Annotated in this window: 15 protein-coding genes and 2 pseudogenes; 3 read left to right on the top strand and 14 right to left on the bottom strand. The window is 74.1% G+C overall.

Translation table 11 applies throughout. The annotated features are described in order from the left end of the window. Positions 1-4: 4 nt before the first annotated feature. Complete coding sequence (locus ACQP2H_RS12485) at positions 5-931, bottom strand: SDR family oxidoreductase (RefSeq protein WP_433232852.1); 927 nt, start codon at positions 929-931, stop codon at positions 5-7. Positions 932-1,013: 82 nt separating this feature from the next. Here ACQP2H_RS12485 and ACQP2H_RS12480 point away from each other — a divergent pair, with 82 nt between their 5' ends. Continuing rightward, a complete protein-coding gene (locus ACQP2H_RS12480; protein ID WP_208570586.1) occupies positions 1,014-1,481 on the top strand; it encodes a MarR family winged helix-turn-helix transcriptional regulator in 468 nt (155 codons plus the stop codon). Between the two features lie 18 nt (positions 1,482-1,499). Here the strand turns inward: ACQP2H_RS12480 and ACQP2H_RS12475 are convergent, their stop codons facing one another. From ACQP2H_RS12475 to ACQP2H_RS12460, 4 genes are read right to left on the bottom strand one after another with little or no spacing between them, the layout of a single operon-like run. After that, positions 1,500-2,228, bottom strand: coding sequence for an IclR family transcriptional regulator (locus ACQP2H_RS12475; RefSeq protein ID WP_308290685.1), 729 nt, complete (start codon positions 2,226-2,228; stop codon positions 1,500-1,502). A gap of 54 nt (positions 2,229-2,282) precedes the next feature. Then, complete coding sequence (locus tag ACQP2H_RS12470) at positions 2,283-3,281, bottom strand: PDR/VanB family oxidoreductase (protein ID WP_363823605.1); 999 nt, start codon at positions 3,279-3,281, stop codon at positions 2,283-2,285. Beyond that, positions 3,278-3,484, bottom strand: coding sequence for a hypothetical protein (locus ACQP2H_RS12465; RefSeq protein ID WP_219460673.1), 207 nt, complete (start codon positions 3,482-3,484; stop codon positions 3,278-3,280). The genes ACQP2H_RS12470 and ACQP2H_RS12465 overlap by 4 nt, the downstream gene beginning before the upstream one ends. After that, the gene (locus ACQP2H_RS12460; RefSeq protein WP_219460667.1) at positions 3,481-4,524 is read right to left on the bottom strand and encodes an aromatic ring-hydroxylating dioxygenase subunit alpha; all 1,044 of its coding nucleotides are present in this window, start codon (positions 4,522-4,524) and stop codon (positions 3,481-3,483) included. Before ACQP2H_RS12460 ends, ACQP2H_RS12465 begins: the two co-directional genes overlap by 4 nt. 279 nt (positions 4,525-4,803) lie before the next feature. On the opposite strand from ACQP2H_RS12460, the gene ACQP2H_RS12455 reads away from it, so the two are divergent. Further along, positions 4,804-5,598 (top strand): class I SAM-dependent methyltransferase, encoded by a 795-nt coding sequence (locus tag ACQP2H_RS12455; protein WP_219460664.1) that lies wholly within the window; start codon positions 4,804-4,806, stop codon positions 5,596-5,598. Between the two features lie 72 nt (positions 5,599-5,670). Here the strand turns inward: ACQP2H_RS12455 and ACQP2H_RS12450 are convergent, their stop codons facing one another. The 8 genes and pseudogenes from ACQP2H_RS12450 to ACQP2H_RS12415 form a co-directional block, all read right to left on the bottom strand. Continuing rightward, complete coding sequence (locus ACQP2H_RS12450) at positions 5,671-7,482, bottom strand: hypothetical protein (RefSeq protein ID WP_433233790.1); 1,812 nt, start codon at positions 7,480-7,482, stop codon at positions 5,671-5,673. Between the two features lie 128 nt (positions 7,483-7,610). After that, positions 7,611-8,051: pseudogene (locus ACQP2H_RS12445) on the bottom strand (hypothetical protein); the annotation flags it as partial. A gap of 346 nt (positions 8,052-8,397) precedes the next feature. Next, a complete protein-coding gene (locus ACQP2H_RS12440; protein ID WP_208570580.1) occupies positions 8,398-8,964 on the bottom strand; it encodes a hypothetical protein in 567 nt (188 codons plus the stop codon). Positions 8,965-9,079: 115 nt separating this feature from the next. Then, the gene (locus ACQP2H_RS12435) at positions 9,080-10,054 is read right to left on the bottom strand and encodes a nitroreductase (RefSeq protein ID WP_363823612.1); all 975 of its coding nucleotides are present in this window, start codon (positions 10,052-10,054) and stop codon (positions 9,080-9,082) included. Beyond that, positions 10,055-11,143, bottom strand: coding sequence for a GNAT family N-acetyltransferase (locus ACQP2H_RS12430; protein WP_219460650.1), 1,089 nt, complete (start codon positions 11,141-11,143; stop codon positions 10,055-10,057). Next, on the bottom strand, positions 11,140-11,580 hold the full coding sequence (locus ACQP2H_RS12425; RefSeq protein ID WP_204926595.1) for a DUF4188 domain-containing protein: 441 nt from the start codon (positions 11,578-11,580) through the stop codon (positions 11,140-11,142). Before ACQP2H_RS12425 ends, ACQP2H_RS12430 begins: the two co-directional genes overlap by 4 nt. A gap of 2 nt (positions 11,581-11,582) precedes the next feature. Further along, on the bottom strand, positions 11,583-13,163 hold the full coding sequence (locus tag ACQP2H_RS12420) for a phenylacetate--CoA ligase family protein (RefSeq protein WP_433232843.1): 1,581 nt from the start codon (positions 13,161-13,163) through the stop codon (positions 11,583-11,585). 166 nt (positions 13,164-13,329) lie between these two features. Beyond that, positions 13,330-13,599, bottom strand: a pseudogene (locus ACQP2H_RS12415) (monooxygenase); the annotation flags it as partial. Positions 13,600-14,158: 559 nt separating this feature from the next. Between ACQP2H_RS12415 and ACQP2H_RS12410 the strand changes: the two are divergent. Further along, a complete protein-coding gene (locus ACQP2H_RS12410) occupies positions 14,159-15,649 on the top strand; it encodes an endo-1,4-beta-xylanase (protein WP_433233524.1) in 1,491 nt (496 codons plus the stop codon). A 405-nt stretch (positions 15,650-16,054) separates the two neighbouring features. Here the strand turns inward: ACQP2H_RS12410 and ACQP2H_RS12405 are convergent, their stop codons facing one another. Next, entirely contained in the window at positions 16,055-16,225 is a 171-nt protein-coding gene (locus tag ACQP2H_RS12405) for a hypothetical protein (protein WP_433232841.1), read from the bottom strand. Positions 16,226-16,262: the final 37 nt, after the last annotated feature.

The raw sequence follows: 16,262 nt of genomic DNA, 5'->3' as shown, positions 1-16,262 counted from the left end.
CGGGTCAGGGATTGGCCGGCTGGAACTGGACGGGCAGCTCGGGGAAGCGTTCGCCGACGCTCTGCGCGGCCCCGTCGAACGTGGTCGGCCAGGCCTCCACCAGCGCGTCGTAGGTCCAGCCGCCCTCGCGGTAGGCGGTCACCGCCGCCTCCGGGTGGGTCCAGATCTGGAGGCGGTCACCACCCACCCCGATCACCTGCCCGGTCACCTGGGCGGCCGCGTCGGACGCGAGGAACGCGACCAGACCGGCCACGTCGGCGGCCGTGCCGAAACCGAGGTCGTGCCGGAAGAACGCGGGCATCGGCTCACCGGCCGCCTCGGCCCGCACCGCAGCGGCGAAGTAGGGGACGGTGGCGGTCATCGCGGTGGCGGCGACCGGGACGACGGTGTTGGCGGTGATGCCGGCCCGCTTCAGCTCCAGCGCCCAGGTGCGGACCATGCCGACGATGCCCGCCTTGGCCGCCGCGTAGTTGGTCTGACCGAAGGTGCCGCGTTGACCGGTGGGTGACCCGATGCAGATGATCCGTCCGCCCGCGTCGGCCTGCCGCATGTGCCGCACCGCCTCGCGCACCGTGGTGAACGTGCCGCGCAGGTGCACGGTGACGACGGTGTCGAAGTCGTCGTCGGTCATCTTCCACAGCACGGTGTCGCGCAGCACGCCGGCGTTGGTGACGAGGATGTCCAGTCGGCCGAAGTGCGCGACCGCCGTGCTGACGAGTTCCTGCGCGGTCTCGGTCGGGCCGACGGGCGCGGTCACCGCGACGGCCCGCCCGCCGGACGCCTCGATCGCCGCCACCGCGTCGGCCGTGACGCGCGCGTCGACGTCGTTGACCACGACGGAGGCCCCCCGCCGCGCCAGCTCCTGGGCGTAGGCCAGACCGAGGCCACGCCCGGACCCGGTGACGATGGCGACTTTGCCGTCCAGTGACATGGGCACTCCCTTTCGTCGATGCGATCTGAGCACGAACCGTTGAGAATGTCAATTATTTGGGAACCTTGCTACCATCGTCGCCATGTCCCCCGCCGAACGGACCCGGCCGACCGGACGCGACCGGCTGCGGGACAGCACGCTCGCCGGTGACCTGAGCTTCCTGCTGGCCCGCGCCAACGCGCGCGCGCTCGCGGCGGCCAACACCGCCCTCGCCGCACACGGACTGAAGGCCCGCTCCTACTCGGTGCTCGCCCTGGCCGCCGACGACGTCCGCCCGACCCAGCGGGAACTCGCCGAATTCCTGCACCTCGACCCCAGCCAGGTGGTCGCCCTGATCGACGGGCTGGAGCAGCGCCAACTGGTCGAGCGGCACGCCGACCCCGCCGACCGCCGGGCCAACGTCCTCACCGCCACCGACGCCGGACGGGCCCTGTTCGCCCGCGCCCAGGACGCCGTCCGCGCCGTGGGGCTCGACTCGCTGGCCAGCATGACGCCCCGCGACCACGAACGGCTGGCCCACCTGCTGCGACTGCTCGCCTTCCCCGACTGACGCCGGTCCGGCCGGTGGTCACCGGTGCGCGCCGCCCAGCGCCCGGGACAGCACCCGGCCCGCGGCCTGCACCAGCGGGGCCAGCGCCAGCGGGTCCGCCCGGGACCGGTCCACCACCAACGACAGCGCCGCCACCACCCCCTCCGGGGCGCGGATCGGCGCGGCCACCGACAGGGCGTCCATGGTCACCTGCCGGTCGCTGACCGCGTACCCGACCCGGCGCACCTCGGCCAGACAGCGGCGCAGCCGCCCCGGATCGGTGACGGTCAGCTCGGTGTACCGCTCCAACGGCGCGGCCAGCACCCGCTCCTGCACCCCGACCGGCGCGTAGGCGAGCAGGACCAGACCGACGCCGGTGGCGTGCAGGGCGAAGCGGCCACCCACCCGGGTGAGCACCGGCACCGCGTGCCGGCCGGCGATCCGCTCGATGAAGACGAGTTCGAGATCCTGCCGGACGGCGAGCTGCACGTTCTCGTGGGTCACCTCGTACAGGTCCTCCATCACCGGCAGGGCCACCTCCCGCAACCCCAGCCCCCGGGGCGCCAGCGAACCCACCTCCCACAACCGCAGGCCGATCCGGTACCGCCCGTCGACGCCGCGTTCCAACGCCCCCCAGGCGAGCAGCTCGGCCGCCCGGCGGTGCACGGTGGACAGTGGCAACCCGGTGCGCCGGGCCAGCTCGCTCAGCGTCAGGGCCGGGTTCGCCGGGGTGAACGCGTCCAGCAGCGCCAGCACCCTGCTGGTCACCGACCGTCCCGGTTGGCCGCGCATCCCACCATCCTCCCCGCCCGCGCCGGCCGGTCACAGCTCCAGGACGAGCCGGGGCGTACGGGCCCGGGAGACACAGATCATCATGGTGTCCCCGGCGGCCCGCTCCTGCGCGGTGAGCAGGCTGTCGCGGTGCTCCGGCACCCCGGCGAGCACCGGGGTCTCACAGGTGCCGCAGGTGCCCTCCCGACAGGACGACAGGACCGGCACCCCGGCCTCCTCCACCGCCCGCAGGATCGGCACCCCCGGGGGCACGCGTACCGTGCGCCCGGAGAGGGCGAGTTCGACCTCGATCGCCGTCTCCGGCCCGTCGGCGTCGCCCCGGGGGGTGAACCGCTCGACGTGCAGTCGGCCGGGCAGCCAGTCGGCGCAGTGTTCCTCCACTGCCCGGACCAGGGATTCCGGGCCGCAGCAGTAGACGAGGCCGTCGCCCGTTCGGCCCAGCAGCCCGGTCAGGTCGAGCAGCCCGGTCTCGTCCTGCGGACAGAGGCACACCCGGTCGCCGTACCGCTCCCGCAGGGTCGTGGCGAAGGCCATGGTGGCGCGGCTGCGTCCGCCGTACGCCAGCCGCCAGTCGGCACCGGCGGCGTCGGCCGCGTCGACCATCGGGCGGATCGGGGTGATCCCGATGCCACCGGCCACGAAGAGGTAGCGCCGCGCCGCGACCAGCGGGAAGGTGTTGCGGGGCCCGTGCACCCGGACGGTGCCGCCGACAGTGAGCCGGGCGTGCGCCAGCCGGGAGCCACCGCGACCGTCCGGCTCCCGCTGCACGGCGATCCGTAGGACGGACCGGTCGGCCGGATCACCGCAGAGGGAGTACTGCCGCACCAGTTCCGGGCCCAGCGCCAGGTCGACGTGCGCGCCCGGGGTCCACCGGGGCAGGTCACCACCGTCCGGGCGGGCCAGCCCGATCTCGACGACCTCCGCCGCCACCCGCTCCCGGGCCACCACCGTCAGTTCCACCCCGACCAGCCCGTCCCCGACCGACCCGTCCCCGACCGGCCCGTCCCTCGTCGGCCTGTCCCCGGTCATGCCGGCACCGCCAGCCGGGCGGGCGGGCCGGATGCCGGCACGGTCGTCGTCGCGTGGCCCCGCGGGTGGCCGAGCAGCCACTCCCACAAGGCCACCGGCTCGTCGGCGAGGCGCTCGGCGCCACAGTGGCAGGTCCCGCGCAGCACGTCGGTGCCCGGCACCCAGTGGACCCGGTAGACCCGCTGCCCGGCGGGTGCGGTCACCGGGGCGCTCCCACCGTCCCGGAGCCGACCAGCCGGGCCAGCAGCCGTCGGGCGGCCAGCCCACCGGTGTCGATGTTGATGCTCAGCTCCTGGTATCGCTCCGGTTCGGCTGCGATCACCCGCTCCAGGGTGTTCAGCGCCGCCACGTCCTGCATCACCACGGTGTGGTTGCTCTGGTGCAGGTACGCGCTGACCGACTCGTCGTCGACCGCGAAGTCGCGCGCCACCGCCCAGAAGTCGTACGTGGTGTGCGCGGTCGACGGGGTGATGGCGTAGACGATCTCGGCGTGGAAGGCGTCGCTGTCCTCCCCCTGCGCGGGCGGGTAGACGCCCTGCGGGGCGATCCGGCTGTGCAGCAGGTAGAGGCACGGCGGGTGGTACTCGATGTCCTGCCAGCGGGTGATCCGGCCCTGGATGCCGGTCGAGCGGGCGTAGAACGGCGGGCACTCGGCGTCGTCCATGTGCCGGCTGACGTGCACGACACCCCGTTCCTCGTCGACCTCGGTGGTGATCGGGGTGTCCGCCACCTCGGGGGTGCCGATGTAACCGCCGTGCAGGTAGGTCTCGTGGGACAGGTCCATCAGGTTGTCCACCAGCAGGCCGTACCGCGCGTCCAGCGGGGCCATGCCCCGGACCACCGCGTACCGGGGGTCGGCCAGCCAGGGCGCGCGGGGGATGGTGGCCGGGTCGGCCCGCTCCCGGTCCCCGATCCACACCCAGACGAAGGAGTCCTGTTCCACCACCGGGTAGGCCGCGACCCGCGCGGTACGCGGAATCCGCTGCTGACCGGGTACGAAGACGCAACTGCCGGTGGGGTCGTAGGTGAAGCCGTGGTAGCCGCAGACGATCGTGTCGCCGTCGAGGCGGCTCTGCGACAAGGGGAAGCGCCGGTGCACACACCGGTCGGCGAGCGCCACGGCCTCCCCGGCACCGGTGCGGTACAGCACCAACGGTTCACCGAGCACCGTACGGGCGAGCAGGTCCCGGCCGACCTCCCCGCCGTGGGCCGCCACGTACCACTGGTCCCGGGCGAACTCCATCCGAACGACCTCCCGCCGGGCGAACATCGATGGAGTCGAATCATTCCGTCCCGGGGTCCGGCGTGGACCAGGGCTTGCACTCAGTGGAATGCGGAGTGTCGGGGACCCGCCGGAGGCGGTGCCGGCCGGGCACGTCGGCTCCCCGGCCCACGGCGGTGGACCGGGCGATGGACCGGGGCAGTGAGCCAGGGGCAGTGGGCCAGGGGCGGTGGGTCGGGACGGTGGGCCAGGGGCGGTGGGTCGGGGGCGTAACGGCTCGCCGTCCGGCAGGATGGTGGGGTGAGCACGAAGGGCTATGCGTTCGACAATGCGAGTGACCAGGCCGGCGCCCACCACGACGCGCTGGCGGACCTGCTGGACGGACCGACCCGGGCCGCGCTCGGGCAGTGGGGTGACCTGACCGGCCGGCGGTGCCTGGAGGTGGCCGCCGGTGCCGGCAGCGTCGCGCTGTGGCTGGCCGAACGGGCGGCCGAGGTGGTCGCCACGGACGTCGCCCCGCAGCACGTCCCGCCGCACCCCCGGCTCGTCGTCCACCGCCAGGACGTCGTCACCGACCAGCCGCCGGGCACCTTCGACCTGGTGCACGCCCGGCTGCTCCTCGGTCACCTGCCCCGGCGCGAGGAGGCCCTGCGGCGGATGGTGGCCGCCCTGGCACCCGGCGGTGTACTGCTCATCGGTGAGTTCGCGCTCCCGCCCGGCGACTTCGTCTCGTCCGCGCCGGACGACGCGACCGCCGATCTGCTGACCCGCTACCTGGCGGCCCACACGGCGGCTCTCGTCGGCAGCGGTCTCGACCTCGCCTGGGCACAGCGGGCCCCGGCGGCCTTCGCAGCGGCCGGCCTGGTCGAGGTCGACTCCCGGACCACGACGGGCCGGTGGCGCGGCGGCGGTCCGGGTTGCCGGCTGCTGCGGGCCGGCATCCCGCAACTGCGCGGCAGCCTGCTGGCCCACGGGTTGACCGACGCCGACCTCACGGCGACGATCGAGGCGTTCGCCGACCCCCGGGTGGTCGTCGAGGGCTTCCACTTCGTCCAGATCAGCGGTCGTGTTCCCCGGCTGCCCGGCCCGGCCTGACGACGGCGTCCCAGCCCGAGGTAGGCGGGGTGGTCCCGCGCGCCGACCCACCCCCGACGGCTGATCCGCCGCTCAGGTCGGGCTGCGGACGAAGGTCTGTTCGGTGTGCGAGCCGGCGTCGTCGGCCGTTGTGATCACCAACTGGTCGGCGGTGCAGCGGTACGAGCCGCCGAAGTCCTCCGCCGGGCCGGTCAGGGGCAGCTCACGGTCGTCGACCCGGAGCACCCGGTCGCTGGCGGCGACCTGGTCACGCTGGGCGTACCGGCCGTTCCCGGCCGACCAACGGTAGGTGACCGTGCCCCGCTGCACACTGCGCACGGTGTGCCCGTTGAGCGTGCCCTCGGCGACGAACAGGTCGTACAGGTCGGTCGCGGTGCCGTCCGCCCGGTAGGCGGTGGCGTGGCCGCCGGCCGGCCCGCTGGACAGGTCCAGGGCACCGTCGGTGTGCAGGCCGGTCAGCACGCCCAGTGGCGAGTCGGGGGCCACCGGCTCGTGGAACCGACCCGCCACGAGCCGCCAGACCCCGACCAGGCAGGGGTCCCGGCCACGGTCACCGACCGGCGTCGGGCGGTGCGGGGTGACCGCGACCGCCCCGGCGGCCACCAGCAGCACGGGCACCACCACCGCCGGCCACCACCGACGCCGGCCGAGCACCGCGAGCGCGGCCGGCACGGCCGTCCCCACGGCGGCGGCGAGCACCGCCGCCACCGGCGCGACGAGCAGGGCGTGGGTGAGAGCGCGGACGACCACCGTCGGATCGACGGCAGGGGCACACCCGGGGGCACCGGCCACACAGGACACCAGCACGTCGGCGACCACCACCGCGGGCGTCATCAGCGCCCCCGCGGTGAGGGCGGCGAGCAGCGCGTGCGACAGCGACAGGCGTCGGGTGGCGACCGCCGCCACGGCCACGCCCACCTCGACGAACGTGACCGGCAACAGGGTGTGGCTGGTCACCAGGGTCGCCGCGGTCGCCGTCGCCAGGCCGGGGTCACGCACCGCGGCTCCGACGCCGAGGGGCACCAGCGGCAGCACCAGCGCCCCGGCCACCCCGACGGCCACCCCCATCCGCAGCGCCCGCCGCGTCGCACCCCGGCCGGCCAGGACCGGGAACAACGCCGCGAGCAACGGCAGCGCGATCAGGTACGGGGCCGAGGCGGCGGTGATCCGCACGTAGAAGCCGATCATGTCCAGCAGGGTCAGCGGGGTCGCGGCCCCGGTGCCCTCACGGGCGGCGACCAGGTGCAGCATGCTCCACCCGTCGTCGGTGGACCAGGCGTCGAGCACCAGCAACGTCGCCACGTACCCGGCGGTGAGCACCGACGTGGCCACGGCCGCGCCGGCCCACGCCCACCGGATCCGGGTGACCGCCGCCGCCGCGAGGTGCCGCAGGTGGGCCCGGGCGCCGTCGGCCACCCACCGGCCGAGCAGCGCGCCACCGGCGATCCACAGCCCGGCCAGCAGCACCTCGATCCACCAGGCCCGCAGGTCGGTCGCGTACGCCACCCGCCAGGCCAGGCGGCGGCCGACGAGCAGGCCGCAGGCCAGTGCCGCGCCGAACGCCGCGCCGGAGGCCGCCGGACGGCCGGTGTGCCGTGCCCACCAGGCCGCCCGCCACAGCGCCCCGGTGGCCACCAGGGCCAGCGGCACGCCGAGCAGGATGCCGGTGACGAAGGCGCTGTCGGTGACCGGGTCCGCGCCCGGCAGCACCCGGGGCAGGCTGGTCGCCAGGTCCCGCACCGACGGGGCGGCGATCCCGGCGGCCAGGCCCGCGCCGAGCGCCTCGACCGGGCGGGCGGCGAACCGGCGGCCGGGACGGTCCAGCGCGTCGGCGCGGGCCCGGGCCAGGGGTGGAACCGGAACAACGCACCGAGGCGGGCCCACCGCCCCACCTGCCGGTGGTCGGCGGCGAGCAGCGCCCGGACGGCGTCGGCGTCGGCGGCGGGGAGCCGGGCGTCGGCGGTGAACTCCCGGGCCCGCAGCACCGACCACGCCGACACCTGCACGACCAGTGCGAACGCGGCCAGCCGCCAGGAGTCGGCGAGCAGCTGCCGGCCGGCGTCGGCACGCAGGTAGGTGACGGTGACGGGCACGAGCACCCCGAGCGGGAACGCCCAGGCCTGGGCGATGGTCAGCCGGGTGAGGTGGATGTCGCTGTTGCGGACGTGGGCCAGCTCGTGCAGCACGACCGCGCGGAACACCCGGGGGGCCACCCGGTGGGCGTGCACCAGGCCGAGGTCCAACCGGACGTACCGCAGGGGCCCGGCGCCGAAGGTGTTGCCGCTGATCCGCGCGGACCGGGACACCACGAACGTCGGCGACCGGCGTAGCCCCGCCACCCCGACCAGTTCGGCCAGGTCGGCCCGCAGCGCCTGGGTGCCGGGGACCCGGTCGAGGCGGCGCAGGCCCCGCAGTCGGCACTCGCACCAGGGCGCGACGAGGTAGGCCAGCATGGTCACCGCCAGCAGCACCGCGAGCCCGGCGAGCAGCTGCCCGGCCACGTCCGGTCCGAGGCCGGCGGTGCAGCGCCGGATGGCAGCCAGGCCCGTCTCGTCGACCGTGCCGGCCCGGGCGTCGATCGGGAACGGTCGGGTCCGCAGCACGTCCGCCAGGCACTCGGCGCGCACCCGGGTCGCGTCGCCGTCGACGAGGACCGTCGACCATCCGAACATGCTCGTGCCCACGACGGCGGTGACCGCGGCGACGAACCGGCCGAGGGTCGCCGAAGGCAGTGGCGGAGTCGCCGAGGGCGGCGGCGGTGTCGTCGCGCCGGCCGGGCCGGCGGGGCCGCGCCCGCCCTCAGCGACCGTCGACATCACCCTCGGCAGTGTCGGGCCCGGCGACACCGAAGCGCTGGGCGAACGCGTCGCGTACGGCGTCACGCAACACCGCGACCTGGTCCTCGGTGAGCGTCCAACGGGGATCGCGGGCGGCGGCGGTGACCGCCTCCTCGATCCGCAGCAGCTGACCCGGCCGCAGCCGCACCTCGGGCGGCGGTGGGTCGACGGCCCGCCGGCCCCGGGTGCGCCATCGCCGGCCGAGCCCGCGCAGGCCACCGCGGACCGCCTCGGTGGCCTGGTCGCGCACGCCGTCGCGCAGCGCCTCCACCGCCACCCCGGTGAGCACCAGCAGGTACGGCAGGAGCGGTTCGACCACCGCCTCGAAACCGCCGCCGCCCGCCTCGCCACCACCCACCCGGGTCAGCGCGCCCGGATCGCGTCGCCAGTGGCCGGGGCGGCGGTGGTAGTCGGGGGCGAGCAGGCCCAGCAGCGGTTCCTCGTCGGGGGCGACCGCCCGGACGGCCAGCCGGACCAGGTCGTCGAAGGTCGCGTCCCGGCCGGCCGACATCGACGTGCCATGGGTCATCGGGCCTGCCTCGGACGGGGTCGACGGGTCTGCGCGGCCACCGTACGCCGGTCGACGCCCACGCGCGGTCGGCAACCGGACAGTCCCCGGGACGCCGGTCGGGGGGTGCCGACGGTCAGGCCCGACCGGCGGCGACCCGGCGGGCGGAGCGGGGTGCGGGCCGGGTGGGCCGGCCCACCCGGGCGACGTGCAGCAGACGCTGCGGCGCGACGTCGAGCAGCGCACCGAGCGCCGTCCGGGTGGTGGGGACGTCGATGAGCTGGCTCAGCGGGTGTGCCGCCAGCCCCGCCGTGTGCAGGGTCAGCCAGGTGCGCAGCAGCACCCGGCCGAACTCGACCTGGCCGGGCTCGTCGAGGTGGTCCGGGGCGACCAGGACGAGCACGGTGCCGCCCTGGGCGAGCGGGTCGCCCGCGGCGGCGGCGAGCAGCCTCGGCAGGCCCAGCGGGCGCAGCACCGGGTACCCGGCCAGTGCCGCGCGCAGCCCGGTGGCGGCGGGCCGCGACAGGGCGAGGCAGCGGTCGGTGAGCCCGTCGGCGTGGTAGCCCGGGTGGGTGGGGTCCAGCCGCAGCCAGCGGCGCAGTTCGGCGACGACCGCCGGGTCCGCGTAGAGCCGACGGTCGGCGGCGCGCAGCAGGGCACCGAGCCGCCCGGCCTGCGGCACGGTCCGTACGCTGCCGCCGGCCGGCCGGGCGACCGCGTCCACCGCCGTGAGGGTGTCCCCGTCCACCCCGGCGGCGAGGTGACCCCGGTCGGTCCGGCGTTCCCACACGTCGGTGGTACGGAACGGGGTCGGGTAGCGGTCCGGGGCGGGGCGCAGCAGTCCCACCCACCTGTGGTGTTCGTCGTGGTCGGCGAGATAGTCCAGCCGCAGGCCGGCGTCGGCCGCGACGATCAGGCACGTCTCGACGAACGCGCCGAGGGACAGCCGCAGGTCCCGGCCGGTGGGGTCGCCGGCGGGCAGGGTGTGGGCGGGGTCCCAGCCGATCCGGATCGCGTCGGGTTCGTAGCGCAGTCGCCACGGTTGGGTGTTGTGCGCGCTCGGGGCCCGCCAGCACCACCGTTCGAGCCGCCGGAACGCGTCGTGGTCCACCTACCGCTCCTTGGCGTAGAAGGTGTAGCCGTGCAGCGGGCGACCGCCGAGGCGGCGGTACTGGGCGGCCGAGGCGGTGTTGTCCCGCTCGACGTAGGTGCTGCGCAGCGTGGTGTAGCCGCCGGTGTACAGGTTGCGGTGCAGGTGGGTGGAGAGCAGCCGCTGGTAGCCGCGCCCCTGGTGCTGCGGAAGGACCCCCTTGACGATCAGCACCGCCTCCCGACGGTAGCGGCGGCGGGCGGCCAGCAACCGGGCCTGGTTGACCAGGTGCAGGTCGCCCCGGACGGCGATCAGGAACTCTGAGATGTCGGGTACGCAGAGCACGAACGCCACCGGCTCGCCGTCGCGGGTCAGGTAGAGCAGCAGCGACTCGTCCAGCAGGTACGCCAGCCCGTCGGTCTGCCGCCGTAGCTGCGCGGCGGAGATCGGCGTGTAGTAGCCGAGCTGGGCGAAGGAGGCGTTGAGCATCCCGCGCAGCAGGTCGAGCTGGTCGTCGAGGTGGCGTACGTCGCCCCGGTGCAGCACGATGCGGGTGCCGTCCGGGTCGACGTGCACCGGCGGGAGGGGCTCCGGTGGGGCCGGTACGGGGCAGATCCAGGTGTCGGCCTCGAACCGGCGGCGGAACCCGTACGCCTCGTAGGCGGTCGGGTACCACGGCGGGTTCCAGGCGCTGTCGACGAAGCCGCGCTCGGCGTGCCCGGAGGTGATCACCCCGCCGGCCTGGTTAGGCAGCAGCGCCACCGGGCCGAACAGCAGGTCCCGGTCGGTGTCGGCGTGGGCGGTGATCGCGTCGAACAGTGGTCTCCCGGCCCGCTCGGTGAACTCGGTGAGCCCGAACAGCTGGCACCGTCGGCCGAGTTTGGCGTCGAAGTCCGCGTCGGTGTGCAGGGTGGTGCGGCCGACGATCGTGCCGGCGGCGTCGCGCAGCAGGTACAGCGGCACGCCGTCGCGCCACCAGCGGCGGATCTGCTGGCGGGGGGTGGGCACGTGGCGGGGTTCGCCGGCGTAGAGCCGGTCGCCGAAGGCGAGGAACTGCCGCAGGCCGCGCCGGTCGGTGACCCGGGTGAACCGGTGCCGGGCGGGGCTCATCGGCGGACCGCCGGCCCGGTCGTCTCCGCGCCCAGCGGGGTGAAGGTGTCGATGTGCCCCATCTGGGGGCCCTCGGCCCGCCAGGTGCCGTTGGAGTAGCCGTCGGGGCTGGCGGTGTAGAGCCGGATGAAGCCGGCGGTGGCGTTGCGGGTGCCGTCGGTCAGCCAGACCATCAGCCGGCGGTGGTGCCGGGTGCGGGCGAAGCGCAGCATCGCGTCGCGGTCGGTGAAGAACGCGATGGTGCCGAGGGTCAGCGGGAACTGCCAGTAGACGGTGTGCCAGCAGTAGCCGTTCATCCGGCGCATGTCGCGCAGCATCCGGAACCAGGAGGGGGCGAGCCGCAGCAGCACCAGCGGGTTGGTGTAGCGGGTGCCGCCGATGAACATGGCGCCGGCGCGGGCCTGCGCGGGGGCACGGGAGAAGTCACGGGTACGCATGGTCACCTCACCAGGTAGCTGTTCTTGATCTTCTGTTGGCCGGCGAACGGGCCGGTGCCGGGTTCGTGCAGCTCGACCCGCAGGTCCCCGGCGGTGGCGTCCTCCACCAGGGACTGGGCGAAGTCGCGGGAGACCGAGGTCAGGTGCCGGCGTACGCCGAGGCGGCACGCGTCGACGAGCGCGGCGCGTTGCGGGTCGGCCAGCGGTCGGCGCAGTTCGAGGTGGATGACCGGCCGGGTCTCCAGCGTCGCGTCCTCGACCAGGGCGAGGCAGAACCGGCTGATCTCGGCGGCGTACGGGTTGCCGACGTAGAGGCCGTACTCGACGTCCTGCGGGTAGAGGTTCGCGCCGAGGTAGGAGATGGTGGAGTCGCTGCGGCCGAAGAGCAGCAGCAGCGGCAGGGTCATCCGCTCGGCGCAGACCGCGGTGCGCAGCTCGGCCCGGCGTACCGGGTCGGCGCACACCAGCTCGACGACCCGCCGGTACGACACGAGCAGCGCCTCGTCCCCGACGTTGTACCGCAGCCGGGGTTGGAGCACGTCGCCGCCGGTGACGGTGCAGACCAGTTCCCGTCGCTCGTTGGTCTCCAGGTAGGTGGCGAACGGGTTGTACTGGAACACCATCGGCAGCCGTTGCTCGTCGGTGCCGAGCAGGGCGTCGCGCAGCCCCCGGTCGGTCTGCAACCGCCTGCGCAGCCACACGGTGAACCGGGTCTCCGCGCCGATGCCGATGCTCAGGTCCGACGCCCCGTACGCGGACCGGACGAGGGTGAAGCGTTGCTCCAGGTAGTCGCGCAGCGCCTCGGTCATCCCCTCGCCGCCGCAGCTGGCCGCGACCCGGTAGCGCGACCAGGGGAAGTCCTCGGCGTCGAGCCGGTCCCGCAGGTGCTTGAGGAACGGCGGGTAGGCGGTCACCAGGTAGTCGAAGTCGGGGCCGAACTCCCGCAGGGTGTCGATGATCTTGCCGAGGTCGGGGCCGGTGTTCTTCACCACCGCGATCCGGGCCATCGCCGCGCCGGTGGTCGTCCCGGTCGCCCAGGCTCCCATCGAGTAGGCGTTGATGACGAACGGTCGGCGCATCGGGAAGACCAGTCCGGTGTAGCCGGCGATGTCGCGGTGCACGGCGCGCAGTTCCCGGTCGCTGCGGGGCCAGTTGAACGGCCGCCCGGCCGAACCGGCCGACTCGTCGACCACCACCCCCCGGGTGGGCAGCCGCCCGTGCCGGCAGCGCGCGGCGGCGTGGTGGGCGACGACGTAGCTGGCCTTGTCGGTTTCCGGGAAGTCGACGAGCCGGCGGCGCACGCCCGCCGGGCGGGCTTGCAGGAAGGCCCGGTAGGCGGGGACCTGCCGGGCGGCCCGCGCGCACACCGCCCGGGCGTGCGCGGCGGCCAGCCCGTCCAGCGCCGGGTGGTGCCGGCGCGCGACCCAGCGCCAGCCGGCGGGGTGTCGGGCGGCGAGCCGGGCCAGCACGGCCACCGCGCGGCCGAGGGCCCCCAGGCCGACCTGCCGGCCGTGCGCCACCACGGCCGGCAACGGCGATTCGACGGTACGCAGGACGACGGGTCGGTGCGGTAGCTCGGCCATGCCGACCACTCTGTCCGGGTCGCCGCGTCGGGTCTTGAGGCCGGATGCGGTGGGTACCTGAGTATTCCTACTCGGTCGACCGCCCCGACCGTCCGGGCGTGCCCCCGGGTGGGTTCCCGGCACGACACCCGCCGACCGGCGATGCGGTCCCGGTCGGCGGTCGTGCTCAGGTGGCGGGTCGGCCGAACCAACGGGTCAGGTGACCGTCCAGGTCCTGTCGGTCGTCGCCGGCCCATGCGACGTGACCGTCCGGGCGCAGCAGGACGCAACGGACGTCCAGGTCCACTGTGGGGTCGTTGAGGTGGTCGACCCGGTCGGTCCAGCCGGCGACGCCGAGCCGGCCGGTGCGGTCCAGCAGCAGGCCCCGGCCGTGACGCAGCCGGTCGTAGCGGCGACCCTGACGCAGGTCGAGGTCACGCAGCCGCCGGCCGAGCAGGCGGGCCCGACCGCTGCGGTGGGCGGGGTGGTGGCGAGCGGCGACTGGTGCACGGGAAGCGCCTTCCGGGAGAGCCTGGTGGGTGGGGCGCTCCCGGGCGACGGTTACGTCGGTCGCCCGACCGCGACGGGCAGGGGGAGCACCCACGTGGGTACGGCGTTCATGGGTCTCACCTCCTCGGGCTGCGTCACGGGCAGCGGCAACCTATCCACCGGCCGGCGGCCTGTCCAGCGCCTTTTCGGCCGTCCGGCCCCGAATTTCGAATGTTTCGGCGTCCGTCCGCCGGACGGCGGACGTAACCGGGTGTCTTCCGGCCGGCCACTCCGCGTCCCGGCGCGTCCACCTGCGCGAATCCGACTTCCGCCAGGTCAGCCCACCCGGCAAGGTTTCCGGAACATTTCCGAAAGTTGTTGACAGTATGGTAGACCGCTATCGATACTGACCCTTCGATGGGCATACACATGCATCAATTATTGACGTCATGTAACGAGGAGGGTCCGTGGGCAGCAGCCTGAGGCGACGCAGGATAGTGAGCAGAACGGCCTTGCCGGCGGCGGTGATGTTGCTGGTCGGCGGCGCGGTGGCGGTCCAGTCCGGCACCCCGGCCGTCGCCGCCGAGACCACGCTGCGGGCCGCGGCGGCCAAGGCCGGGCTGTTCTTCGGCACCGCGTCCTCACCGAACCGGCTATACCCGATCCTCAGTCAGGAATTCGGCCAGCTGACCCCCGAGAACGACATGAAGCCCGACCGGATCGCCACGTCGAGCGGTGGGCTGCAGAACACCAGCGGCGCGGACCAGCTGGTCAACCATGCGCAGAGCAACGGCATGGTGGTCCGGGGGCACACGCTGGTGTGGCACTCGCAGGCCGGCGCGCTGCAGGGGGCCAGCCAGAGCACGCTGAACACCTTCATCGGCAACGCCATCAACCGCTGGGGCAGCAAGATCGCCTACTGGGACGTGGTCAACGAGTCGCTGGAGGACAACAACACCGGTCGCCGCCGCAACCAGTGGCCGCACACCATGAACCGGGACGCCAACGGTGACGGCGACTTCTTCGACGCCGGCGACACCGACGTCATCCGGGACTCGTTCATCCGGGCCAAGCAGGTCGTGCAGGCCGGTGGCTACTCCACCAAGCTCTGCATCAACGACTACGACGTCGAGGGGCTGACCGTCAAGGGCGGTGGCCCGAACCGCAAGGCCAACGCGCTGTACGACATCGTCCGCACCTACCGGCAGTACATCGACTGCGTCGGGTTCCAGTCGCACTTCAACGACAACCCGAACAGCATCATCAGCAACGACCTGCAGGCCAACATCCAGCGCTTCGCCGACCTCGGCGTCGAGGTGCACCTGTCCGAGGTCGACATCGACGACGACCTGAGCAACAACGACATCGGCGCCGGCCAGGCGGACAACTACCGCAAGGTCGTCCGGGCCTGCCTGAACGTCGCGAAGTGCACCGGCATCACCGTCTGGGGCATCTCCGACAGCGAGTCGTGGCGTTCCTCCGAGCGGGGCCTGCTGTTCACCGGCGGCAACGGCAACTACCAGAAGAAGGCGGCGTACTACGCCGTCCTCGACGAACTGAACAAGGGCCGGACCACCACCCCGCCGACCACCACGCCGCCGCCGACCACCCCGCCCCCCACCACGCCGCCGCCGACGACGCCGCCGCCCACCACCCCGCCGCCCACCACCCCGCCGCCCACCACGCCGCCGCCGACGACTCCCCCGCCGACCACGCCGCCGCCGACGAACGGCTGCACGGCCACGGTGTCGTTGAACTCCTGGACCGGCGGCTTCGTCGCCACCGTCCGGGTCACCGCCGGCAGCGCGCCGATCCAGGGCTGGAACGTCCAGCTCACCCTGCCGTCGGGCGCCGCGATCACCAACGTGTGGAGCGCCGAGCGCACCGGCACCAGCGGCAGCGTCCAGTTCAGCAACGTCAACTACAACGGCTCGGTCGCCGCCGGCCAGTACACGGAGTTCGGTTTCCAGGGCACCGGGTCCGCCACCGGCCTGACCCCGGTCTGCACCGCCTCCTGAACACCACCTGTCCTGGACGGGCGCGGGCCGCCCGTCCAGGACAGGTCAGGGACCGCCACCGGCCCTGACGCGACGGTGGCAGCAGTCCTGACGGCGCGAGGACGATCCGGCGGATGACCGCCGCGTCCTCGCGCCGAGGCGTCTCCCCCGATGACCAGCGGTACGCCGCGGGTCGGTGCGGCTCCCGGTGCTGGGTGAACGGCCGACAGTGGCTCCAAGGCACCGCTGCCGCCGTCGACGCCGTGCCCGTGCAGCGCCCTGACGGACTGACGATCGCCCGGTGGTTCTCGCTCTGGCGGGCCTGATCACGCTGCTCCTGCCAGAGGCGAAGCAGGATGGCGACGTCGTCCGCAGACACCGACGGCACCCCCGGTGGCGGTGCTTCTGTGGTGGCAGAGGTCGGATTCACCCGATCTTCCCGCGCCACCGCCCGCACGTGTTCCATCTCGGCAACCACTCCATCGGATCACCGCCACACGCTTCCACGAACGCCCGGACGGTGTCCCAGCTGGGGAGATGGTCACCGCCGGCCGCTTCAGCCAACGCGGTACGCGACCGGCCCGTCCGCCGTGCCATCAACAGGTACTTCGGTGATCCTGCCTTCTCCCGTAGG

The sequence above is a fragment of the Micromonospora sp. CA-248260 genome (assembly GCF_050942205.1).
Taxonomy (GTDB): domain Bacteria; phylum Actinomycetota; class Actinomycetes; order Mycobacteriales; family Micromonosporaceae; genus Micromonospora; species Micromonospora antibiotica.
Note: the sequence above shows the minus strand (reverse complement) of the source record. Positions and strands in the feature narration are given on the sequence as shown.